Source organism: Rhizobium sp. C4 (assembly GCF_021026315.1).
In the GTDB taxonomy this organism is placed as follows: Bacteria; Pseudomonadota; Alphaproteobacteria; order Rhizobiales; family Rhizobiaceae; genus Ensifer_A.
The window spans coordinates 1-21,770 of record NZ_JAJNCX010000024.1 but is presented as its reverse complement, the minus strand read 5'-3'; the positions used below and the strand labels follow the sequence as shown (position 1 = coordinate 21,770).

General features: G+C 60.5%; 22 protein-coding genes, 4 tRNA genes and 3 pseudogenes. 12 read left to right on the top strand and 17 right to left on the bottom strand.

The window, feature by feature from the left end:
- The first annotated feature begins 371 nt into the window (after positions 1–371).
- From LQK84_RS23895 to LQK84_RS23865, 7 genes are all read left to right on the top strand, one after another.
- Complete coding sequence (locus LQK84_RS23895; protein WP_230831306.1) at positions 372–1,400, top strand: amino acid ABC transporter substrate-binding protein; 1,029 nt, start codon at positions 372–374, stop codon at positions 1,398–1,400.
- A gap of 101 nt (positions 1,401–1,501) precedes the next feature.
- Positions 1,502–2,695, top strand: a complete 1,194-nt coding sequence (locus LQK84_RS23890; protein WP_230831305.1) for an amino acid ABC transporter permease — start codon at positions 1,502–1,504, stop codon at positions 2,693–2,695.
- Between the two features lies 1 nt (position 2,696).
- Positions 2,697–3,851, top strand: a complete 1,155-nt coding sequence (locus tag LQK84_RS23885; protein WP_230831304.1) for an amino acid ABC transporter permease — start codon at positions 2,697–2,699, stop codon at positions 3,849–3,851.
- Between the two features lie 16 nt (positions 3,852–3,867).
- Complete coding sequence (locus tag LQK84_RS23880) at positions 3,868–4,635, top strand: amino acid ABC transporter ATP-binding protein (protein WP_230831303.1); 768 nt, start codon at positions 3,868–3,870, stop codon at positions 4,633–4,635.
- Between the two features lie 201 nt (positions 4,636–4,836).
- The gene (locus LQK84_RS23875; RefSeq protein ID WP_230831302.1) at positions 4,837–5,103 is read left to right on the top strand and encodes a hypothetical protein; all 267 of its coding nucleotides are present in this window, start codon (positions 4,837–4,839) and stop codon (positions 5,101–5,103) included.
- Between the two features lie 81 nt (positions 5,104–5,184).
- A complete protein-coding gene (locus tag LQK84_RS23870) occupies positions 5,185–6,168 on the top strand; it encodes a radical SAM protein (RefSeq protein WP_230831301.1) in 984 nt (327 codons plus the stop codon).
- Between the two features lie 46 nt (positions 6,169–6,214).
- The gene (locus tag LQK84_RS23865; RefSeq protein WP_230831300.1) at positions 6,215–6,487 is read left to right on the top strand and encodes a hypothetical protein; all 273 of its coding nucleotides are present in this window, start codon (positions 6,215–6,217) and stop codon (positions 6,485–6,487) included.
- Here the strand turns inward: LQK84_RS23865 and LQK84_RS23860 are convergent.
- The 11 genes and pseudogenes from LQK84_RS23860 to LQK84_RS23810 all read right to left on the bottom strand — a co-directional run bounded on the left by LQK84_RS23860 (position 6,453) and on the right by LQK84_RS23810 (position 14,844).
- Positions 6,453–6,529, bottom strand: a tRNA-Arg gene (locus tag LQK84_RS23860). The genes LQK84_RS23865 and LQK84_RS23860 overlap by 35 nt on opposite strands.
- Before the next feature lie 86 nt (positions 6,530–6,615).
- Positions 6,616–6,921 carry an ETC complex I subunit gene (locus tag LQK84_RS23855; RefSeq protein WP_230831299.1) on the bottom strand — a complete coding sequence of 102 codons (306 nt, stop codon included), beginning with the start codon at positions 6,919–6,921 and terminating at the stop codon, positions 6,616–6,618.
- A gap of 511 nt (positions 6,922–7,432) precedes the next feature.
- A pseudogene (locus LQK84_RS23850) lies at positions 7,433–7,543 on the bottom strand (AAA family ATPase); the annotation flags it as partial.
- Positions 7,539–8,447: a dihydrodipicolinate synthase family protein gene (locus LQK84_RS23845; protein WP_230831298.1), complete on the bottom strand. Its 909-nt coding sequence runs from the start codon at positions 8,445–8,447 to the stop codon at positions 7,539–7,541. The pseudogene LQK84_RS23850 and the gene LQK84_RS23845, both read right to left, overlap by 5 nt.
- Before the next feature lie 17 nt (positions 8,448–8,464).
- Complete coding sequence (locus tag LQK84_RS23840; RefSeq protein WP_230831297.1) at positions 8,465–8,794, bottom strand: 4Fe-4S dicluster domain-containing protein; 330 nt, start codon at positions 8,792–8,794, stop codon at positions 8,465–8,467.
- A 6-nt stretch (positions 8,795–8,800) separates the two neighbouring features.
- Entirely contained in the window at positions 8,801–9,577 is a 777-nt protein-coding gene (locus tag LQK84_RS23835; RefSeq protein ID WP_230831296.1) for an enoyl-CoA hydratase-related protein, read from the bottom strand.
- On the bottom strand, positions 9,574–10,734 hold the full coding sequence (locus tag LQK84_RS23830) for a CaiB/BaiF CoA transferase family protein (protein ID WP_230831295.1): 1,161 nt from the start codon (positions 10,732–10,734) through the stop codon (positions 9,574–9,576). The genes LQK84_RS23835 and LQK84_RS23830 overlap by 4 nt, the downstream gene beginning before the upstream one ends.
- A 15-nt stretch (positions 10,735–10,749) precedes the next feature.
- Positions 10,750–12,117 carry an FAD-dependent oxidoreductase gene (locus tag LQK84_RS23825; RefSeq protein ID WP_230831294.1) on the bottom strand — a complete coding sequence of 456 codons (1,368 nt, stop codon included), beginning with the start codon at positions 12,115–12,117 and terminating at the stop codon, positions 10,750–10,752.
- 70 nt (positions 12,118–12,187) lie between these two features.
- A complete protein-coding gene (locus tag LQK84_RS23820) occupies positions 12,188–12,940 on the bottom strand; it encodes an ABC transporter permease (protein ID WP_230831293.1) in 753 nt (250 codons plus the stop codon).
- Between the two features lie 56 nt (positions 12,941–12,996).
- Complete coding sequence (locus LQK84_RS23815; protein WP_230831292.1) at positions 12,997–13,791, bottom strand: ABC transporter ATP-binding protein; 795 nt, start codon at positions 13,789–13,791, stop codon at positions 12,997–12,999.
- A 9-nt stretch (positions 13,792–13,800) separates the two neighbouring features.
- Positions 13,801–14,844: an ABC transporter substrate-binding protein gene (locus LQK84_RS23810; protein WP_230831291.1), complete on the bottom strand. Its 1,044-nt coding sequence runs from the start codon at positions 14,842–14,844 to the stop codon at positions 13,801–13,803.
- 150 nt (positions 14,845–14,994) lie between these two features.
- On the opposite strand from LQK84_RS23810, the gene LQK84_RS23805 reads away from it, so the two are divergent.
- Positions 14,995–15,897, top strand: a complete 903-nt coding sequence (locus LQK84_RS23805) for a LysR family transcriptional regulator (protein WP_230831290.1) — start codon at positions 14,995–14,997, stop codon at positions 15,895–15,897.
- A gap of 216 nt (positions 15,898–16,113) precedes the next feature.
- On the opposite strand, the gene LQK84_RS23800 is transcribed toward LQK84_RS23805, so the two are convergent.
- The 4 genes from LQK84_RS23800 to LQK84_RS23785 all read right to left on the bottom strand — a co-directional run bounded on the left by LQK84_RS23800 (position 16,114) and on the right by LQK84_RS23785 (position 18,208).
- Entirely contained in the window at positions 16,114–16,476 is a 363-nt protein-coding gene (locus LQK84_RS23800; protein WP_230831289.1) for a hypothetical protein, read from the bottom strand.
- Positions 16,477–16,878: 402 nt separating this feature from the next.
- Positions 16,879–16,955, bottom strand: a tRNA-Pro gene (locus tag LQK84_RS23795).
- Between the two features lie 186 nt (positions 16,956–17,141).
- A complete protein-coding gene (locus LQK84_RS23790; RefSeq protein ID WP_230831288.1) occupies positions 17,142–17,579 on the bottom strand; it encodes a DUF192 domain-containing protein in 438 nt (145 codons plus the stop codon).
- A gap of 50 nt (positions 17,580–17,629) precedes the next feature.
- Positions 17,630–18,208, bottom strand: a complete 579-nt coding sequence (locus LQK84_RS23785) for a cold-shock protein (protein WP_230831287.1) — start codon at positions 18,206–18,208, stop codon at positions 17,630–17,632.
- Between the two features lie 214 nt (positions 18,209–18,422).
- On the opposite strand from LQK84_RS23785, the gene LQK84_RS23780 reads away from it, so the two are divergent.
- The 4 genes from LQK84_RS23780 (at position 18,423) to LQK84_RS23765 (ending at position 20,974) form a co-directional block, all read left to right on the top strand.
- Entirely contained in the window at positions 18,423–18,863 is a 441-nt protein-coding gene (locus LQK84_RS23780) for a VOC family protein (RefSeq protein ID WP_230831286.1), read from the top strand.
- Positions 18,864–19,016: 153 nt separating this feature from the next.
- Positions 19,017–20,417 carry a YcbK family protein gene (locus LQK84_RS23775; protein WP_230831285.1) on the top strand — a complete coding sequence of 467 codons (1,401 nt, stop codon included), beginning with the start codon at positions 19,017–19,019 and terminating at the stop codon, positions 20,415–20,417.
- A gap of 174 nt (positions 20,418–20,591) precedes the next feature.
- A tRNA-Glu gene (locus LQK84_RS23770) sits at positions 20,592–20,666 on the top strand.
- Positions 20,667–20,899: 233 nt separating this feature from the next.
- Positions 20,900–20,974, top strand: a tRNA-Glu gene (locus LQK84_RS23765).
- On the opposite strand, the pseudogene LQK84_RS23760 reads toward LQK84_RS23765, so the two are convergent.
- Together LQK84_RS23760 and LQK84_RS23755 are read right to left on the bottom strand one after the other, a co-directional pair.
- Positions 20,962–21,642 (bottom strand): annotated as a pseudogene (locus tag LQK84_RS23760) (zinc ribbon domain-containing protein); the annotation flags it as partial. The gene LQK84_RS23765 and the pseudogene LQK84_RS23760 overlap by 13 nt on opposite strands.
- A gap of 21 nt (positions 21,643–21,663) precedes the next feature.
- Positions 21,664–21,770, bottom strand: a pseudogene (locus tag LQK84_RS23755) (IS630 family transposase); the annotation flags it as partial.

The window sequence follows — 21,770 nt, the reverse complement described above, 5'->3', positions numbered from 1 at the left end:
GACCGAAAATGGGCCACATGGGAGGGCAAGAACAGTTTTGAAGACGCAAGGCCGGCTGGTCAACCCCGCAAAGCCAAGTGGTTCCTGCCGCTTGGAAATCCGGGCAGAAGCCGAATTTTCGGCAGATGAAGCGGAAATCTGCAGCAATTCGCATCAAAGCATTGTTAAGCCTGCCTTCGGATTAAGCATCGGCTGAAATTTGACCCGAATCTGGAAAAAATGTGGCGATCCGACTTGACCATCGGATCGAAACCGCATGGAATAATCTAGCTCACGCCGGGAGGTTTGTGGGCCGCCGCGCCGGTGGCTGGGGAAATTCGCCTCGCGCGGTTCAAGAATTCACCGACAAAGAAAAAAAGGTTGAAAAACAAATGAGCAAGAAGCTTCTGACCGCCGTCATCGGCACGGCCCTCCTGGGCCTCACCGCACATACGGCCTCTGCCGGCACGCTTGAAGACGTGAAAGCCAAGGGCTTCCTTCAGTGCGGCGTCAACGGTTCGAACCTTGCCGGTTTCGGCGCCCAGGATTCGTCGGGCAAGTGGACGGGTCTTGACGTCGATCTTTGCCGCGCTGTCGCTGCCGCCGTGTTTGGCGATGCCTCGAAGGTGAAGTACACGCCCCTGTCTGCCAAGGACCGTTTCCCGGCCCTGCAGTCTGGCGAAATCGACATGCTGGCCCGCAACACGACCTGGACGATCAACCGCGACAGCGCGCTTGGTTTCGATTTCCGCGCCGTCAACTACTATGACGGCCAGGGCTTCATGGTACCGAAGAAGCTGAACGTGAAGTCGGCTCTCGAACTCTCCGGCGCTGCCGTCTGCGTACAGTCCGGCACGACGACCGAACTGAACCTGGCCGACTATTTCAAGGCCAACAACCTTCAGTACAACCCGGTCGTCTTCGAAAAGCAGGAAGAAGTCGACGCCGCCTATCAGGCTGGCCGTTGCGACGTCTACACGACCGACCAGTCGGGCCTCTATTCGATCCGTCTGTCGCTCGCAAACCCGGCCGACCACGTGATCCTTCCGGAAATCATCTCCAAGGAACCGCTCGGCCCGGCCGTCCGCGCCAATGACTCCAAGTGGTTCGACATCGTCAGCTGGGCACACTATGCCATGGTTGCCGGCGAAGAATTCGGCGTCACAACGGCGAACGTCGACGAGAAGCTGAAGACGGAGAACCCGGACCTGAAGCGCTTCCTCGGCGAGGAAAAGGACCAGCACATCGGCAAGGACCTCGGCGTCGATGAAAAGTGGGCCTACAACATCATCAAGCAGGTCGGCAACTACGGCGAAAGCTTCAACCGCAACGTCGGTGAAGGCTCTCCGCTGAAGATTGCACGCGGCCTGAATGGCCTGTGGTCGAAGGGTGGCCTGCAATACGCTCCGCCGATCCGTTGATCGCCTGATCGCCAGCATTTCGTGGAAGGCGTCGATCAGCGCCTTCCACTCTTCCGACTAAAACAAGCCCGGAAAAAAGGGCCGCGGAACAGGGGAAAAATATGGTGACCAGCACAGATGTGCGGGACGATGGCGGTCGTTCTGCAACTTCATTGCTCTACAATCCGGTCTTGCGCCAGATCATCTATCAGGTTCTGACCTGTGCCTTCATCGCCTGGCTGATCTGGTATGCGGCGTCCAACGTCGCCGAGAACCTCGCACGCGCCAACATGACAGCCGGTTTCGGCTTTCTCACCGGCCGCGCCGGTTTCGACATCGCCCAATCGGCCATTCCTTATTCAAGCGACTCGCCGTTTACCCGCGCCCTGCTCGTGGGCTTCATCAACACGATCATCATTGCCGTCTGCGGCATCATCACGGCGACCATCATCGGCCTTCTCGTCGGAATCGGGCGCCTGTCGTCGAACTGGCTGATTGCCAAGCTCTGCACGGTCTATGTCGAGGTCTTCCGCAACATCCCGCCGCTGCTCGTCATCTTCTTCTGGTACAAGGGCGTGCTGTCGCTGCTGCCCGATGTGCGCCAGTCGCTGAGCCTGCCGCTCTCGGTCTATGTCAGCAACCGCGGCATCTTCATGCCGGCGCCGGTCTTCGGCGAGCGTTTCTGGCTGATCCCGGCAGCACTTGTGGTCGGCATCATCATTTCACTCATCTACCGCGCCATGGCGAGGAAGAAGCAGATGGCGACCGGCAAGGCCTCGCCGATCCTTCTGGTCTCGCTTGCGCTCATCATCGGCCTGCCGGTGCTGACCTTCATCGCGCTCGGCACGCCGATCACTTTCGACCCGCCGGTGCTCGGCAAGTTCAACATGCGCGGCGGCACCGTCGTCGGTCCTGAATTCCTGTCGCTCTACATGGCGCTTTCCTTCTACACCGCCGCCTTCATCGCCGAAATCGTGCGGGCGGGCATCAAGGGCGTGTCCAAGGGGCAGTCTGAGGCGGCAGCCGCGCTCGGCATCCGTCCTGGTCTCACGACGCGCCTGATCATCCTGCCACAGGCGCTGAGAATCATCATTCCGCCGCTGACGTCGCAGTATCTGAACCTCACGAAGAACTCGTCGCTGGCCGTCGCAATCGGCTTTGCGGACCTTGTCGCCGTCGGCGGCACGATCCTCAACCAATCCGGCCATTCGATCGAAATCATCGCGATCTGGATGGGGGTCTATGTGACGATCAGTCTCGCGACGTCACTGTTCATGAACTGGTTCAACACGAAGATGGCTTTGGTGGAGCGCTGACATGACAGACAATCTGGCTTATCTCCGCGAAACCTTCCTGCAGCCGGCACCGCCGCCGGGCGGCGACAGCACCGTTCTCGGCTGGCTGAAACGGAACCTCTTCGCCTCGGTCAAGGACTCGGTGATCTCCATCATCGCGCTCCTCGTTGTCGTGTGGTTCCTGATCAATGTGGTGGACTTCCTGTTCATCGAGGCGGTCTGGACCGGAACGAACCGCTTGGCCTGCGCCACGGTCGCGCAGGGCGGCACCCTGCCCGACACCTGGCATGGCGCCTGCTGGGCCTATGTGAATGCGTGGTTCACGCAGTTCATGGTCGGCTCCTACCCGCGCGACCAGCTCTGGCGGCCGATCACGGTGGCGATCCTGTTCGTGGCAACACTGACACCGCTCCTCATCCCCAAGGTGCCGCGCAAGGGGCTGAACGCGATCCTGCTTCTGATCGTCCTGCCGATCGTCTCCGCGGTCCTGTTGCTCGGTGGCGTGTTCGGCCTGCCCTTCGTCGAGACGTCCTTCTGGGGCGGCCTGATGGTGACGCTGATCCTGTCCTTCATCGGCATTGCGGTTTCGCTGCCGATCGGCATCCTTCTGGCACTCGGACGCCGGTCGAAAATGCCGATCGTCAAGATGGCCTGCGTGACCTTCATCGAACTGGTGCGCGGCGTGCCGCTCATCACCGTGCTCTTCATGGCCAGCGTTCTTCTGCCGCTGTTCCTGACGCCGGGCACGAATATCGACAAGTTCGTCCGCGCGCTGGTCGGCGTCTCGATCTTCGCGGCCGCCTATATGGCGGAAGTCATCCGCGGCGGCCTGCAGGCGATCCCGAAGGGGCAGTATGAGGGTGCGGATTCGCTCGGCCTCAGCTATTTCCAGAAGATGACCTTCGTCATCCTTCCCCAGGCGATCAAGCTGGTCATTCCGGGCATCGTGAACACCTTCATCGGCATGTTCAAGGATACTTCGCTTGTCTCCATCATCAACATGTACGACCTGCTCGGCATCGTGAAGGCAAGCTTCGGCGACGCGACATGGCTGACGCCCGTGACACCATTGACCGGGCTTATCTTCGCAGGTTTTATCTTCTGGCTCTTCTGCTTCGGCATGTCGCGCTACTCCGCCTTCATGGAGCGGCACCTCGACACCGGACACAAACGATAAGAAAAGGGAAATCCAAATGGCCCAGGCACAAAAACTGGCGGTCTCCACAACGGACGTCGCCGTCGAAATCACCAACATGAACAAGTGGTACGGCGACTTCCACGTGCTGCGTGACGTCAATCTCAAGGTCATGAAGGGCGAGCGCATCGTCATCGCCGGCCCGTCCGGCTCCGGCAAGTCCACGATGATCCGCTGCATCAACCGTCTGGAAGAGCACCAGAAGGGCAAGATCGTCGTCGACGGCATCGAACTCACCAACGACCTCAAGAAGATCGACGAAATCCGTCGCGAAGTCGGCATGGTGTTCCAGCACTTCAACCTCTTCCCGCATCTGACGATCCTCGAAAACTGCACGCTGGCGCCGATCTGGGTCCGCAAGATGCCGAAGAAGGAAGCCGAAGAGATCGCGATGCACTATCTCAAGCGCGTCAAGATCCCGGAACAGGCCAACAAGTATCCGGGCCAGCTGTCCGGCGGCCAGCAGCAGCGCGTGGCAATCGCCCGCTCGCTCTGCATGAAGCCGAAGATCATGCTCTTTGACGAACCGACCTCGGCGCTCGACCCGGAAATGGTCAAGGAAGTGCTCGACACCATGGTGAGCCTTGCCGAAGAAGGCATGACCATGCTCTGCGTCACCCACGAAATGGGCTTTGCCCGCCAGGTCGCCAACCGCGTGATCTTCATGGACCAAGGCCAGATCGTCGAACAGAACTCGCCCGCCGAGTTCTTCGACAATCCGCAGCACGAACGCACCCGGCTGTTCCTCAGCCAGATCCTGCACTGACACGTTGCAAGACGCTGCAATGACGAAAGGGCCCTTCAACGGGCCCTTTTTTGTTGCCGATTTTTATCGCCTTCCCCTCCACCCGACCGCTGGGCCTCCAGCCTGCCCCTGCAAATTGCAGGTATTCATTCAATACTCTTAATGATAGTATAAAAATCGCAATACAATCATAAATTACATTGCAACCGACTGGAGGACGATATGACTGACAAACTGAATTTCTCGACCGACGACCTCACCTTCACCGCGGACGGCAAGGTCATCATTTCCAATGCCAGCGTGGTGAAATCGCTTGCCGACAACATCCGCCGCGTCGACCCCGCCGGTGCCGGCATCTTCGACAACTGCAGCTGTACCCGCTCCGATGCGCTCTCCGAAGTGTCACTGGCCGGCAAGCTGAAGCCGCAGAACCTGTCGCTGTCGCTGAAGGGCACCTCGGGCATCTTCGACAACTGCAGCTGCAAGTGATGCGCGACTGGCCGACCCGGGCGGATCGTCCGGGTCGGCTCCCGCAACGGCATGTCCTGTCAGAACAATGAGGAGAGACCCATGACCGGCGACGTGAACCCCGCAATCCTGTTTTCCAACCGCCTGCTCGACCTGACGCTTCTGCCGATCGAACAGTGCAACTTCCGCTGCACCTATTGCTATGAAACCTTCACCGACGGCAAGATGAAGCCCGAGCTCGTCGAGAGCATCAGGACGCTGATCGACCGCCGCGCGCCCGATCTCGACTATCTGCGTCTCGGCTGGTTCGGCGGCGAGCCGCTTCTGGCACATGACATCGTCATCGATCTGTCCAGCCATGCGCGCGACCTGGCCGAACGCTATGCCGATCTGGAATTCGTCAGCGGCATGTCCACCAACGGCTATCTTCTCGATGCCGCGATGATGGAAAAACTGCTGCAGGCGGGCGTCGGATCGTTCCAGGTCTCCATTGACGGCTTTGGCGAGCATCATGACCGCACGCGCGTCAGCCGCGCCGGCGGCGGCACTTTCGAGCGCATCTGGGCCAACATGCTCGAGCTGCGCGCCAGCGATCTCGACTTCGCGATCAATCTCCGCGTTCACTACTCGCGCGACAATATCGACCATGTCTTCGAATTCACCGACCAGCTGAAGGCGGAATTCGGCGGCGACCCGCGCTTCCGCATCTTCTTCAAGACCATCGAACAGCTGGGCGGCGCCAATGACAAGAGCCTCAACGTCTATGGCTGGAAGGAGGCCGCCGAAGTCAAGGCGCAACTGATGGAGCGGCTGGAGGGCCGCATGGATGACGTCCTGCCCGCAACCGCCTGTTATGTCTGCTACGCCGGCAAGCCGAATGCCTTCGTGATCCGGCGCGACGGCCGCATCGTCAAATGCACGGTCGGCCTCGACGAGCCGGAAAACCTTGTCGGCAGGATGGGCCACGACGGCACGATGTCGCTGACGGCGGAAACCCTGAAACCCTGGCTGAAAGGCGCCGTCGATCTCGATCCCGCCTTCCTGCGCTGCCCCCGCTCGAAAATGCAGATGGCAGCCTTCAGCTGATCATGGAAATCCGGGGTTGGGTGGTGGCACAACTCCGGAGCCTTGAATGTTCAAGAACCCGTCATTTCTGGCACCGCCGCTCGTCCTGTTACTGAACGCCGCGTTTGCCGAACTCGCCAGGCCTTGCCCGGCGGACGGGCACATAAAGATCGTAAATCGGTTGCCGCGGGCCGAACCAGCCGCTGCCGGCGGGCGGAATCAGACCGGTTATGACGATGAGGCAGAGAAACACCGGATCGGCATAATCCCTTTATATAATGGATGTGTCGTTGCTCGGGAGATCATGGCGATCCCTGCAGGGCTCGAACCTGCGACCTAGTGCTTAGAAGGCACTTGCTCTATCCAGCTGAGCTAAGGGACCACTGACGGAGAGGAGCGATACGCCCTGCCCCGATCTTTGTTCAGGTGTCGCACATCACACGCGACACACTGAAAACAGCGCCAGCCTCAATGCGTCCAGGGCTGGGTGCGCGTATAGCGGAAATTGTCGGTGTAGGAGACCTGCTTGCGGGTCGCTTCCTTGGGCTCCACCACACGATAGGCAATGCCATTCGCCTTGGCATAGGCCTCAGCCGCTTCGCGCGTCTCGAAGCTGAGCTTCACCTGCTGCTGCATGTCGCCGGAGCCCGTATAGCCCATCAGCGGATCGATCACGCGCGGTGCTTCCTGATCGAATTCCAGAACCCACAGATGGGTCTTGGCCTTGCCGGACTGCATGGCGGTCTTTGCGGGACGATAGATCTTTGCCGACATCTTCAAACTCTTGGTTTTCAACCCGGTCCTGATGAACCAGGCGACATGAAGTGAACCCAGTGACCCGAACGACGCATCGCCGATTCCGGCCCCGCATCATTCCTGCCACAAAATTCGCGTCCGCGAAACAGGCTCGAAACGGTCGGAGTAGAGAGATCCAAAATCGCATAGGCGTTTGAACTTCAACACTTATTTCCGACTTTTATAACGCTGTAACGGGCTGCTTTCTGTTCATTTATTTCTGCAGTTCTCATAGCCGTTAGGGTCCGCGAGTGCAATAAGAATATCGGATCAGATCGGCCCGCTCGAATCCTGTTACCGTTCCTGCCAAGAACGAAGGCGCGGTTGATCAATCAAGCCTGCCCGTAACGGCAGACATAAACGTCAATCCGAGTTCCGTAAGTCGAAATTCCTTATGGACGTGTATGCCGGTCTGCACTGCGTCACGCCCGTTTGCTCCCGGCGCGAAGATCGGTTCTTGCTTCTGCGAATCGTAGAAGGCGGTCAGACCAAGCGCATACCTTTCGCCGTTCATTTCGAGAATGTTGACGTTATTGGCTATGCCGTCGGGCCGAGCGCCGGTCAGACGCTCGGAGCCCAATGTTTCTGTCCATTCGTCAAACTCGTTGAAGGATTCCTGCCTCGACATTCGCAGGCGTGACCCGGCGAACACTGTTCACGAGAACAGCGCGCTGCTCGTCATTCAGTGCCACGAAAGGCGGCATGACGCGTGTCCATATGGGATCGCCTGTCCGCTCTGCCACGAGAGACTTGACGGACGCCACCAGCGCCGGGCCGGCAATGGCGCTGCGAACAGCGGAAATTTCATCCAAGTCAGTTTTTGCTGGTGCATGACGATCCCGCCAGACTTTGGCGGACTGCGCGGAGGTCTGGTTCGTTGTCGCCGAGATGCAGCCGGCAAAGCCGGACGCCAGCGCCTCGCCGAGCGACACTTCGGAACTGGGATAGACCGCAAAGCCTTCAAAACAGGTCGCAAGCGCCCGGCAATAGGCAAGATCGCCGGAGGAGTCCTTGATGCCCGCGAACCGTGCGGGCGCGTGCTGCCGCAGACGCGCGATCACCTCGGCAGGAATGGTGATGCCCGTCATCTGCGGGTAATTGTAGAAATAGACTTCGATGGCGCTGTCGCCCAGCGCCTCATGCAAGGCCAGATACCAGGCCACGAGCCCGTCATCCGTGAGCGGCTTGTAATAATAGGGCGGCAGAACCAGCGCGATCGGATAGCCGAGCCTTGCGGCATGACGCGTGAGGTCGATGGTTTCCATGAGCGACGGCGTCCCGGTTCCGACCATCAGGCGGTCCCGCGGCAGATCCTCGGCCGCCCAGCGCATCACGCTGCGGCGCGTTTCGCCATCGAAGAGATTGGCTTCACCCGTCGAGCCCAGAATATTCAGCCCGTCGCAGCCATTTGCCAGCAGCCATCGGCAATGGGCGATAAAAGGCGCGCGAACAGGTTCAAGATCCGCCGAAAGCGGCGTCGGAACGGCGGCAATCACACCTTGCATGGAAGTTTCCTCTCGATTTAGTTTTTCGTTGGCCGCGTGGCGACAGCGGGATGGTCGCGCAGCGGCGTGCTCTTGCGGCTCCAGCCGCCGGGCGCGATCAGGCCCCCCTCGGCATCGGCGAAGACCTCGCGATTGATGGCAATGAAGCTCTGATCCGCAGCGACGATCTCGTCCTCGAAGCGGATGGCATCGACCGGACAGACGCTCTCGCAGACGCCGCATTCGATGCATTCGCTCGGGTGGATGTAGAACATCCGCTCGCCCTCATAGATGCAATCGACCGGGCAGACCGCGGCGCAGGCGCCGTCCTTCACGTCGATACATTCGCTTTTGATGACGAGCGTCATGGCCGCTTACCTGCCCGTCCATTGCGGCGCGCGCTTCTCGCGGAAGGCTGCAACGCCCTCCTGGGAATCGGCAGATGTCAGCGCGGCAATGAGCTCGGGCGTCTTCAAACCGCGCGCGTCAGCGCTTGCCAGATGCGCCGTTGCGCGGATCGATCGCTTGATGGCCTTCAGCGACAGCGGCGCGCAGGCGACGATATCGCTCACCCAGCGCTCGACTTCCGCATCGAGTTCCGCTTCGGGGACGACGGCGTTGACCAGTCCGAGACGCGCGGCCTCCGGCGCGCTCATCATCCGCCCGGTCATCATCAGGCCGGCGGCGATATTGCGCGGAATGAGGCGTTGCAGCATCACCATGCCGCCATCGAGCGGCAGGCGGCCGACCTTGGCCTCGGGCAGACCGAAACGCGCATGCTCTGCGGCAATGACGATATCGGCGCCGAGCACCATTTCCAGACCGCCGCCCAGCGCCAGCCCGTTGACGCGGGCAATCACCGGCACCATCAGGCTTTCGCGGCAGGCAATGCCGCCGAAACCGGCCGGGTTCGCCTCCGCCCAATATTCAAGGCCGGTCTTTCCGTTGTCGGACTTGAGATCGGCACCTGCCGAAAAGGCGCGGTTTCCCGCGCCCGTCAGCACGACGCATCGCACGGTCTCATCCGCTTCGATTGCCGTCCAGATGCGTTCCAGTTCCTCCGATGTGTCGGCATCAACCGCATTCATCCGGTCCGGGCGTTCGATCGTGACGCGCGCAACGCCGCCGGCAATAGAAAAGCCGACCGTCATACCGCCGCCCTCCGCTTGTCGCGCACCAGGCCGAATTCGGCAATCACCTCATCCGTATGCTCGCCAAGACGCGGCGGAACATGACGCAGCACAACCGGGGCGTCGCTCAGATGCACCGGAGAACCAAGGAGCCGCAACGGTCCGATCACCGGATGGTCGATGTCGATGAACATGTCGTTGATCGCGGTCTGCGGATCGTCGAGCGCCACGCCGAGCGAGCGCACCGGCGCGCAAAGAAGATCCTGCTCCTCGAGCCGCGCCAGCCAGTGCGCGACCGTGTTGGTCGCGATCTGCCGCCGGAACGTGTCCTGCAGGAAGGGCTTGTTGGCGCGCTGGCTGGCAAGATCGGGATATTGCGGCGACAGATCCTCGAGACCCAGAGCCGCGCAGATGTCGCGCAGCGGATTCTGCTTGAAGGCGCCCACAATCACGAGCGGGCCGTCGATCGCATCGAAGAGGCCGGTCAGCGGCATGGCGGCCCAGTTCAGGATCTCGCGATGCTTCGACCATTGCGCCGCCTCCTGCATCTGCATGGCGATAATCGAGTCATAGAGCGACACCGAAACCTTCTGCCCATGCCCGGTCTTCTCGCGCGTCAGAAGTGCGGCGAGCACGCCCTGAACGAGATGCATGCCGGCCGTGTAGTCGCAGAGCGTCGTGGGGTAGATCGAGCGCGGAATGGACGGATCGGAGGTCTTTTCCATGACGCCCGTCATGGCCTGCGCCAGAACGTCCTGCCCGCCCTTGTGCGCATAAGGCCCCTTCTCGCCGAAGCCCGTGCCGGAGGCGCAGATGATGCGCGGATTGATGGTCTTCAGCGTCTCATAGCCGAAACCGAGGCGATCCATGACACCGGCGCGGAAATTATCGACCACGACATCGGAGACACGGACGAGATCATAGACCATCTGCCGCCCGGCATCCGATTTGGTATCGATCTCCACGGAGCGCTTGTTGCGATTGAGCGAGCAGAAAACGGCATTGTTCTGCCCCGCCTCGCTCGCATCGCCCATGAAATTGCGGGAGAGATCGCCCGCCCCCGGCCGTTCGATCTTGATCACGTCGGCGCCGAAATCGGCCAGCATCTGCGTTGCGCAGGGGCCGAGCATGACTTGCGTGAAATCGATGACGCGCACGCCCTCAAGTGGATGAACCATGGTGTTTTCCTTCTTTCAGACTGCAACGGAGCGCGGTTCGATGAGCGCATTGGCGGAGGGGCGATCACCCGGATCGGCGCCTTGCGCACGCATGCGCGCCTGGATTTTTGCTGCCTCCACATGGCGAAGCGCGTGGCCACCTTCGAGCGCGAGCGAAACGGCAACGCCGGCCGCCTCGCCTTGCGCCATGCAGGGCGGGATTTCGCGGGAGAGCTTCTGGGCTTCGCTTTCCGCCGAATAGTGACGGCCGGCGACGATGAGATTGTCGATGCCGCGCGGCAGCAGCGCCCGGTAGGGCGTGTAATAGTCGCGGCCACGGCAGACCGTATCGTCGAAATAGCGACGGTTCTTGACGTCGTCGCGGGTCACGACATATTCGCCCTGCAGGAGCCGGGTCTGGCGGATGCCGATCTGCTCGGCCGCACCCAGCATCTTGGCTTTCTCGAAGCCCGGCAGATTGGCGCGGGCAAATTCGAGCAGCGCCATCATCCGGTCGCGCCCCTGGATTTCGGCTGCGACCATATCTTCCGGCGAAAGACCGTCGAAACCCGGCATATGCGGGCAATTGCACCAGACGATGCCCGGCAGCGGCGTCTTCAGCCACCACATGCCCCAGGCCCCGCCGATGATGCGCCGCGCCTTGCGGTCGAGCTCCTTGTAGGCCTCCGGGTTCTCGTATTCGAAGGCTTCCGCCGCATCCGTGTCGACATCGCAGAGCCGGAAGACGGTGGTGACGATATATTGCCCGTTGAGGAAGGACGCGCCCGCAGAGGCCGCGACATCAAGATCGCCCGAGGCATCCACCACCATTTTCGCGCGGATCGCCTGCCGGCCGAGCTTCGTCTGGCAGATCACGGCCTTGACATTCCCGTCCTCGACGACCGTTCCGCAGAACCAGCTATGCAGGCGCAGCTGGATATTGGCCTCACGCACCAGGTCGAGGCTGACCCGCTTCCAGGCGTCGGGGTCGAAGGCGACGGCATGGATGATCGGCTGCGGCGTTCCGGTCTTGTGGAAGTCGATGCAGCCCCAGCGCGACCATTTGCGCCACATGTCCCAGCTGGTCACGCAATCTTCCGGCGGCGGATAGACGGCGGCGTCCTGGCGCTTCAGCCGGTCGACAAACTCGCTGACAATGCCGGTGGTGACGATTTCGGTCCCGTCATTGACCATGTCGTCGAGCACCAGAACCATGCCGCCGGAGGCCATGCCGCCGAGGTGATGGTAGCGCTCGACCAGCACGACGGAGCAGCCGTTGCGGGCGGCCGAAACGGCGGCCGAAAGGCCGGCCGGGCCTGCGCCGATGACGACCACATCGCAATCGGCGACGACCGGCACGTTTTCGCTTTTGACGGTGATATGGTCTCTTGCTCTGTCGGACATGGTTGTCTCTCCCAATAGCTCCGCCCTGCCCGCCTTTGCGGGTTCAGGCAGCCGATGTGGTTGCGTTGCGTTATTTGTGTTCCCAGCGGATGAGCAGCTTCTCGGCAATCGCCACACTGGCGAACATGACGACCGACAGGCCCGAGGACATCAGCACGGTTGCGTAAAGCTGCGCGGCACGGAAGTTGAAGGTCGCGTCGATGATCAGCGTGCCGAGCCCCTTGTCCGCGCCGACCCATTCGCCGACGATGGCGCCGATGACGCTGGTGGTTGCGGCGATCTTGAGCGCGGCAAAGAGGAATGGCAGCGACGACGGCAGCCGGATCTTCCAGAAGATTTCCCATTTGGACGCGGACAGAATGCGCGCCAGTTCCATCACCTGCGGGGTCACCGCTTCAAGCCCGCGCACCATGTTGACGAGCGTCGGGAAGAAACAGATGAGCGCTGCAATCACCACCTTTGCCGTCAGCCCGCCGCCGAAGATCAGCACGAGGATCGGCGCAATGGCGAGGATCGGCACGGTGTTGATGAAGACCGCGATTGGAAAGAAGGCCTTTTCGACCGTCTTGTTATGGACGAAGGCAATGGCGATCAGAACGGCGCCGAGATTGCCAACCGCAAAGCCGAGCAGACTTTCAAACAGCGTCGGCCAGAAATTGCGCATCAGCAGCGGGAAATCGTTGACCAGCGCCCGGGCGATATCGCTCGGCGCCGGGGCGATATAGGAGGGCACGGAAAAGCCGCGCACGCCGGCCTCCCAAAGGAGGATCAGCCCGACAGCGGTCAGGATCGGAAGCGGCACGCCGCCGCCGAGTTTTTGCATGGGACTGCTCCTTGGGCGCAGCGGGATAGGCCGGGTCATGTCTTGTGTCGCAGCCATCAGCATGTCTCCAGAAGCTGCCGCAGACGCGCGGAGTAACGGGTGAATTCGAGCGTATCGCGTAGCGCGATCTCGCGCGGATAAGGCAAATCGATATCGACGATCTCCCGAACCCGGCCGGGATTGGCCTTCAGCATCAGGACCTTCTGGCCAAGGAAGATGGCCTCCGGGATCGAATGCGTGACGAAGAGGATCGTCACGCCCGTCTCCTGCCAGATGCGCAGGAGTTCGAGGTTCATATGGTCGCGCGTCATCTCGTCCAGAGCACCGAAGGGCTCGTCCATCAGGAGGAGCTTCGGCTTGCAGACCAGCGCACGGGCGATTGCCACACGCTGGCGCATACCGCCGGACAATTCGTGCGGCAGCGCATTTTCGCGCCCCTTGAGACCCACCAGTTCCAGAAGCTCCGCCGGCGAGCGCTCGCTGACCGGCAGTTTCAGGCCACGGCTGCGGCCGATTTCCAGCGGCAGCCGGACATTGTCGATCGCACTGCGCCAGGGAAGCAGGGTTGCCTCCTGGAACACGAAGGCGAATTCACGCGCCAGCCGCGCCTCTTCCGTCGATTTGCCGAAGACGGTCACTTCGCCTTCGGCCGCCGGGATCAGGTCCGAGATCAGCCGGAGCAGCGTTGACTTGCCGCATCCGGAGGGGCCGAGAATGGAGTAGAAGGCTCCATCCTCGATATCGAGGCTGATCTTGTCGATCGCCGTGAATGTCGCGAACCTGACGGTCGCGTTCCTGAGGGATGCCGCGATCGGGACTGAGCCTGCGGCAGGAGACGAGGCCACTTGCATGTCCCCACCTCAACCATAGGCCGGACGTGTGGCGGCAGTCGCCTCAAGCACCGAGAGCGTCATGACGTCATCGACCTTCGGTGCACCCTTTTCGAACTGGGCAAGCTGGTCATAGGTGTCGATCTGCGCCTGCCAGTTCTCGCGCGTCATCGCACCCCAGCCGGCCTTGGCGGTGGTCTCGTTGAAGGAATAGGCGATGATCGGGCGCACTGCCTTCATCTCGCTTTCCTTGTTGAGGTTCGGGAAGCGCTCGACCAGGTATTCGACGGCCTTTTCCGGATTGTCGTGGACGAAGCCCCAGCCCTTGGCAATCGCGCGGATGGTCGCCTGCAGCTTGTCCGGATGCTCGGCCAGCGTCTTGTCGGAGACATAATAGGGATTGGCGTAGAGATGAATGCCGGCATCCCAGAGCGTCAGGTCGACACGCTGGTCGCCGAGGATTGCGAGCGCGTCGATATTGGTCAGCCAGCCGGTGATCGCGTCGACCTGGCCTGTCATCAGGGGTGTCATGTCACTGCCGATGACCTTCATCTCGACATCCTTTTCCGCGATGCCGTTTTTGGCCAGAAGCGCGCGCAGCAGAATGCGGCCCGTCGCCTGGGTGCCGATGACCTTGCCGATCATGTCCTGCGGCTTGCTGATCGGCTTCTTCTTCAGCGAGAAATAGGTGTAGGGATGCTTCTGGTAGCCGGCGGCGATGCACTTGACCGGAATGCCCTGCGAACGCGCCATCATCAGCGACGGGCTTGAGGACAGCTGGCCGAGATTGGCCGCGCCACTGGCAATTGCCGCAACGCCATCGATATTCGGGCCGCCAGGCACGATTTCGAGCTTCAGGCCTTCTGCGGTAAAATAGCCGAGCTTGTCGGCGGCCACTTCGCCCAGAATGCCATTGCTGGCGAGCCAGCCAAGCTGCATGCGGACCGTGAATTCGTCACCGGCGCGGGCTGTCCCGAAAGACAGGGACGCCCCCGACAAGGCCCCGGCCGCAGCAAAGCCCAGTCCCTTGAGAAGGGAGCGGCGCGAAAGGTCGTCTGAAATGCGAGTGGTCATGGAATCTGCCTCCACAGTTTGAGATGACGTCTTGAAGTTCCCCGGCTTGTTTTGTGCCTTTGCTTGACAGTAGTCCCGCGGCAGGTGACACAAGAAGAGTTATTTCCTACCAACAGTGGTGCACATTTCGCACCACATGGGGCTTGACGGATGCACACGGTTTTCCTGCGTTATCTTGATGAAGTCGCGCGCCAGGGCTCTATCCGGAAGGCGGCCAATGTTCTCAACGTCACATCGACATCGGTGAACCGGAAGATCATTCAGGTGGAGGGCGAGCTGGGCGTGCGCCTGCTCGACCGCTCGCCGGAAGGCGTCGAGCTGACAACGTCGGGCAGGATCATTCTCGAACATTGCCGCAAGACGCTTTACGATTTCGAGCAGACGCAGGCCCTGCTTGGCGACATTCGCGGCCTGAAGACCGGTCATCTCAGCATTCAGGCGATCGATTCCGTCGCCTTCAGCTTCCTTCCGAAGGTTCTGGAGCAATTCTGCAGTGCCTATCCCGGCATATCGCTGTCGATCAATGTCGGCATGTATGACGAAGTCCAGCAATCGGTCGTGGCCGGCGAGGCCGATGTCGGGATCGGCTTCACCAAGCTGATTCATCCGGACCTGCGCATCGTCGCACAGAAGCCGGCCCCCTTCGGCGTCATCCTGTCGATCGACCACCCTCTTGCGGAACGCAGCAGCATTTCGGTGGAAGATTTGTCGGCTTACTCGCTGGTGGCGACACCCAGAGCCAGAGGCCGAAGTTCGATCGTCGACCAGGAAATCGCCTCGGTGGCGTCGCTGCTCAAGACGCAGATCTTCACCAACACGCTCTCGATCGCCAAGCAGGCGATCCTGTCGAAACAGGTGGTCGGCATCTACACGAAGATCGGTTTTCTGGATGAAATCGAAGAACGAAAGCTGAAATTCGTACCCATCACCGATTCAGCCTTGAGCACATACCGAATGGGTGTGTTTGTCTCGGCAGTGAGCGGTGTCGATCTTCTGAAAGGCCTGTTTCTGGGCACGATTGAACGGGTTCTCAGAACGATGGACTTCGCCTGAGGGCAACGCCTTTAAGCGGCAGCCAAACTCGCTGCAGCTTCGAGCGACGTGAGGAAGTTGCTCAGCCTTCAAGGGCCCAAAGTCGGCTGCGGAGCGGTCTCGGATGGCGGCGCGGCTTGAACTCTCCATTCGACCAGGCAAAAATGCCTTCGTTGAGCGCCCGCCATGCGACAGGGCGCTCAACTGGAAAAGTACAGAGAAACTATTGCCTTGCTCTCAGGCTTCGGCTGTCTCCCGAACGTCGTCCAGGAGAAAGTGCACGATCACATAGTTGGTCGTGTAATGCTGGCCGCTGTCGGATATGTTCTCGACACTGCCGCCGTCGGACGGATGCCAGTTCCGATAATGCGGATTGGAGGTGATCAGCGTGATCGCTTTGCCCAGGAGCCGCCCACCAACGCGATAGCGAGCCTCGGCAAGGGGCCAGATTTTCTCGAAGTCCTGCTGGCTGATGCGAACTTTCAACGCTTTGCGCGTTATCGCCTTTCCGGGCGAACCATCGTCCTGCACCGCCGGCGGAATATGAAGGTCTACCTCTTCCGCTTGGTCCAACAGAAAGGCGTATTCATCTGGCCACATCCGTCTCACGTATCACTCCTCCCAAAGCTATCCGTCATTCGACACCACGATTGTAGCGGTAATGTCGTCGGAGGCAATGCTGATACGAGCTGAATAAACGAACGAACCTCATCCCCGTCCTAGTCCTGCAATAAGCTGCAGCCGCCGCTTGTTGTGCGCCTGGGGGTTGTCCAGCAGAATTGCCCTGCCGCACCAATTTGTCATGCTGCGCGCAAAGTTATTTTCGAGGGAGGATCGAAGCCCCTTCGGGATCAGGCGACTTGGGCCAGATGGCGCCCATGGCGGTCCAGAAGGTATGTGTCATTGCCTGCCGAGCCAGCCTCTTTTGTTACAAACTTTGTAACAGAAAGCTGACCGCAACCCATAAAAATCAAAGAGATCAGGGATTTCAGCCATTTCGAATGGTCGGAGTGGAGAGATTCGAACTCCCGACCCTCTGGTCCCAAACCAGATGCGCTACCAGACTGCGCTACACTCCGTCATAGTCGAGCCCCGCTGATACACGCTTGAAATCACCACCGCAACAGCAAAGTTGGCGGATGGGACGCAAAAGTGTGGAGCGGAATCGCAGCAGCCAGATGCGGAAAAACAACGAGTTAAGCAGCACTCGTCGGGACTGGACCAACAGTGTGCGCGTCAGGCCGTGCACGAGCGGCAGTCTACCCTCAATCCTTGGCCTTGAAGGCGAGTGCGGCACCGCTCAGCTTGTCGCCAGCGGCAAGATGCAGTCGCCGCGCTTCGCCGCCGGCAAGTTCCAGCACATAGGCCGACAATCCGCGCGACGGGATGATCGTCTCGTCCATCGGCTTGGTGTTTTCCGCGATATTGATGACCTTGCCGCTCGTGTCGATGAACAGCATGTCGAGCGGGATGAGCGTGTCCTTCATCCACATCATGACGTCCTTGGGCTGCGGAAAGATGAAGATCATGCCCTCGCCCGCGGCAAGCGACTTGCGGTTCATCAGACCCGTGGCCCGCGTCGGAGCGGACGCGGCAACCTCGACCTTGAACTCATGCGATTTCCCGTTGCTGCCGGTGATCTTCAGCGCGCTGACCGGCAAGCCTTCGGCGGCAGCCGGAAGGGAGACGATCAGGAGAATCATGAGCGCGCAAAACGCGCCCGCGATCCGAGAGAGCGAAGAGAACGATCGCATCAGTGCGAGCGTGCCGGCGGAGCCGGAACATCCGGATGGATTTCCGCGGCCATCAGGCCCTTTTCGCCATCGCCGAAGCGGATCAGCACGGTCTGGCCGGGGCGCAGCTCCGTCATGCCGAAGCGGCGCAGCGTTTCCATGTGGATGAAGATATCCTCGGTCCCCTCGCCGCGCGTCAGGAAGCCGAAGCCCTTGGTGCGGTTGAACCACTTGACCAGCACGCGCTCAAGCCCGCTTGTCGGCGTGACCTGGACATGGGTCTTGACCGGCGGCAGCTGCGACGGATGCACCGCCGTCGACTGGTCCATGGAGAGGATGCGGAAGGCCTGGTAGCCACGGTCGCGCTTCTGGACCAGCGCCACGATGCGTGTGCCTTCGAGAATCGTCTGGAAGCCATCCCGGCGCAGGCAGGTCACATGAAGAAGAACATCCTGCATGCCATTGTCGGGCACGATGAAGCCGAAACCCTTGGCAACGTCAAACCACTTCACGACACCGGTGATTTCAATGAGTTCAACGGATTCACCGGAGACGTCGTCAACAGTAGAAATATCTTTCGTCGATATTCTGTCCGCCATTTCCCGTTGCCCCTCGTTTACGCGTCACATGCAATCACGGTTAACTGATTCTCGCCACAAAGATTAACAATGTGTTCGGGTTTCAGTGCAAGTGCCAGTTTGCAATTAACCCCAGCGACTCGCGTCTTCCACAGCTGCATTCGTGACATTGCGGGCTTGCCTCAGGCTTTAGCCGGTCGCATATGATTGCGGCCACCAACGGAAGGACACCCCTATGCGCTATCTGCACACCATGGTCCGCGTGACCGATCTTGACGCATCGCTGGCATTTTACCGCAATGTCATGGGCTTTGAAGAAACAAGACGGATCGAAAACGAGGCCGGACGCTTCACCCTCGTGTTCCTGGCAGCAACGGAAGACAAGGCCAATGCCGCCGAAACCGGCGCGCCCTGCCTGGAGCTCACCTACAACTGGGATCCGGAAGCCTATACCGGTGGTCGCAACTTCGGCCACCTCGCCTATGAAGTCGATGACATCTACGCCTTCTGCGAGAATGCCGCGAAACATGGCGTCACCATCAACCGCCCGCCGCGCGACGGTCACATGGCCTTCATCCGCTCGCCCGACAACATCTCCTTCGAGATTCTGCAAAAAGGCAAAAGTTTGGCACCGCAGGAGCCCTGGGTGTCCATGAAGAACACCGGAACGTGGTGATCTGACATTTTTTTGAAGGCGCCATACCCCTGATATCCTTAAGGGTTTCATGCGCGACTTCTCAAATTGACGCAACGGGAGGCCCGGGCAGTTTACATCGCCCGGGCCTTTCCTTAGAAATTTGCGCCAGTTTGAGATTTGGGAGCCCCGCGTTTGAAACAGCAGCAGCCAAAAGGATCGGCGGAACGGCGGCTCTATGCCCTATCCACCGGACTGCTGACAGCGCTTGCGCTGTCGGGTTGCATGTCTTCTTCGTTTGAAAGCTCCTTCGACCCCAAGCTCGTTGCCGACGCCCGTTCGCAGCAGCCGAAGGCGCAGAGCCTCAAGAGCACGCAGAATTCCACAACACCCAAGACCCAGCGGCTCGCAATCAATCCGGAGACCGCGCAGGAAGTCGAAATCCGCAATGGCGAGCCGGTCGCGGCAGACCAGCAGGCCGTCATCGCCGCCGCGACGCAGGCGCGCATGGGCGCAATCCCGATCCCGAGGAATGCCGCCGCCTTCCGGCCGACCAATCGCGACCAGCAGATACAGGTGGCGCTGAACGCCGCGCGCGGCAGCATTTTCTCGACCGCGCCGCCGAAGCCGGAAGAAGCCGCAGCCGCAGAGAAGAGCGGCGTGAAGGTCCCGACATCGGTTCCCGCCCCGAGCTTCAACCCGTCCGTCATCAATATCTATACGCCGGCAGAGACCGAGGCCGCTGCTCCGGACGCGGAACAGGCCGCGCCCGCGGCAGTCTCCGACACCGCCGCACCCGAAGACCACCCTGCGACGCCCAAGGGCGGCCGCGTGCTGACGCCTGCGGAAACGCAGCAGCCGGCAAAGGTGGCGAGCCTCTTCACCATGCAGCCGCAGAATCCGGCGGCCGTGCCGATGCCGACCGAGCCGCCGGCGCAGGACTTCAACGCCGGCCGCTTCAGCCAGCCGCAGGCGCAGGAGCAGACCAACAAGCTGGAACCGGCAAACCCCTTGCGCCTGCAGACGCCGCAGCCGGCCAATCCGCTGAGCGCCACGCCGGACGACGGCAGCCGCCCGGTCGCCAAGCTCAATGCATTCTTCCCGCCCAAGCCCAAGCCTGCAGCCGTCGAAGGCGAAGGCGACGATGGCGACACCGGCGATGATAGCGCAGATGACAGCGAACCCGCGGGCCTGATGCGGCTGATCTCGGCGCCCGGTCTGGCGCGCGTCGCACCGAACGGGATCTGGATCCAGACGCCCTATGTCGAGACGGACTGCTTCAAGCCCGAGCTGATGAAGATGCTCCACACGGTGGAGAAGCATTACGGCAAGCCGCCGATCGTCACCTCCGGCTATCGTCCGCCGGTGTGGAACTCCAAGTCCGGCGGCGCGGAACACTCCCTGCACACGACCTGCAACGCGGCCGATATCCAGGTCAACGGCGTTTCGAAATGGGAGCTCGCCAATTTCCTGCGCGCGCTCCCCGAACGCGGCGGCGTCGGCACTTATTGCTACACCAACTCCGTGCATATCGACACCGGCGACCAGCGCGACTGGGACTGGCGCTGCCATCGCAAGAAGAAGAAGCATCGCTGAGTTCCGCTAAGAAGCTGAATTCATTTCCGAATGCGTCACGAAGCGGCAGCCGGCCAACGTTCATGAATTTTTTTTGAAAAACGCGAATTTCTCGCTTGCGGGATGAAATTCCGCTGACTATAAGGTCGCCACACCGCGAGACGGTTCGACAGCGAACCTTAAGCGGAACGGCATGCGCCCTTCGTCTATCGGTTAGGACGTCAGATTTTCATTCTGAAAAGAGGGGTTCGACTCCCCTAGGGCGTGCCACTCTCTCCCCCCTTTGAAATTGTTGCCTCATCGATCCGCAGTTCTCACATGACACGTGAAGATGTTCGCGTAGCATACTGACCGGCTTCATCTTTTGGCTCTTCAAGAATCTACTGCGATCCGCTGCCTTCCTGTCGAAAACTGCAATTTTCGTCTTGCGGGAATCCGGAAGCCTGACTATAAGGACGCCACATCGCGAGACGGTTCGACGAGGACCTCAAGCGACAAGGCATGCGCCCTTCGTCTATCGGTTAGGACGTCAGATTTTCATTCTGAAAAGAGGGGTTCGACTCCCCTAGGGCGTGCCACTTACGTTCAAATCTGCGAACACTCGGCCATTTTTTTTGCCGCCGCTCATCGCCTGATGAATTGAAGTCTTGCTTCCAATGATTTTCACCTGTTTGTCGCCGACCTCGACCTCGACCTGATCGACGACGGATTGAATGTCTGCCTTGCGGAACTTAACATCGCCGGAGGTTATGTTCGCCCGCATCATTCGTCCGAACTCTTCGATAACGGCTGGCGGGATGTGCGAAGCGGGCACCGCATGGGTTCTGGCACGGTCGAGCGAGGCCTGGATGCGTTCGCGGTCAACCTTGAGGGATCCGATGCGGTCTCGCAGAATATCGTCCATTTCGGCGATACCGTCCTCAATTGTCGTGTAAATTCGTTTGAGGCGCGTTTCGACATCCGTCAGGTCGGATTGCAGGCGAATGATGCGACCGTCGACCTCGGCGGCTTTCGCGGCCCGGCCGGCGGAGACGGTCGACAGGATTTCAGCGAGACGGCTAGAGGTGAGAAGTCTGTCGGAGATATGTTCGATCACGAGTTCGTCGAGCGTGTCCATGCGAATCGAACGCCCCGTGCAGACACTTTTGCCGCCGCGCGTGGCGTTGGAGCAGGTGTAATAGCGATGGACCGATCCATTTTTGGACGTCCCCGTTCGCAATGTCATGCCGCCGCCGCAGGTGGCGCAAGTTGCTAGATCGGAATCCGATCATGTTGCATCGTATCCAGCGGCGGCGAAATAGTTCTGGCATTCGTTTGGCGTGAAGAGTTTGAGGACGCGCCCAATTGTGTTCCAGAGGCCACTGATGGAGCGCT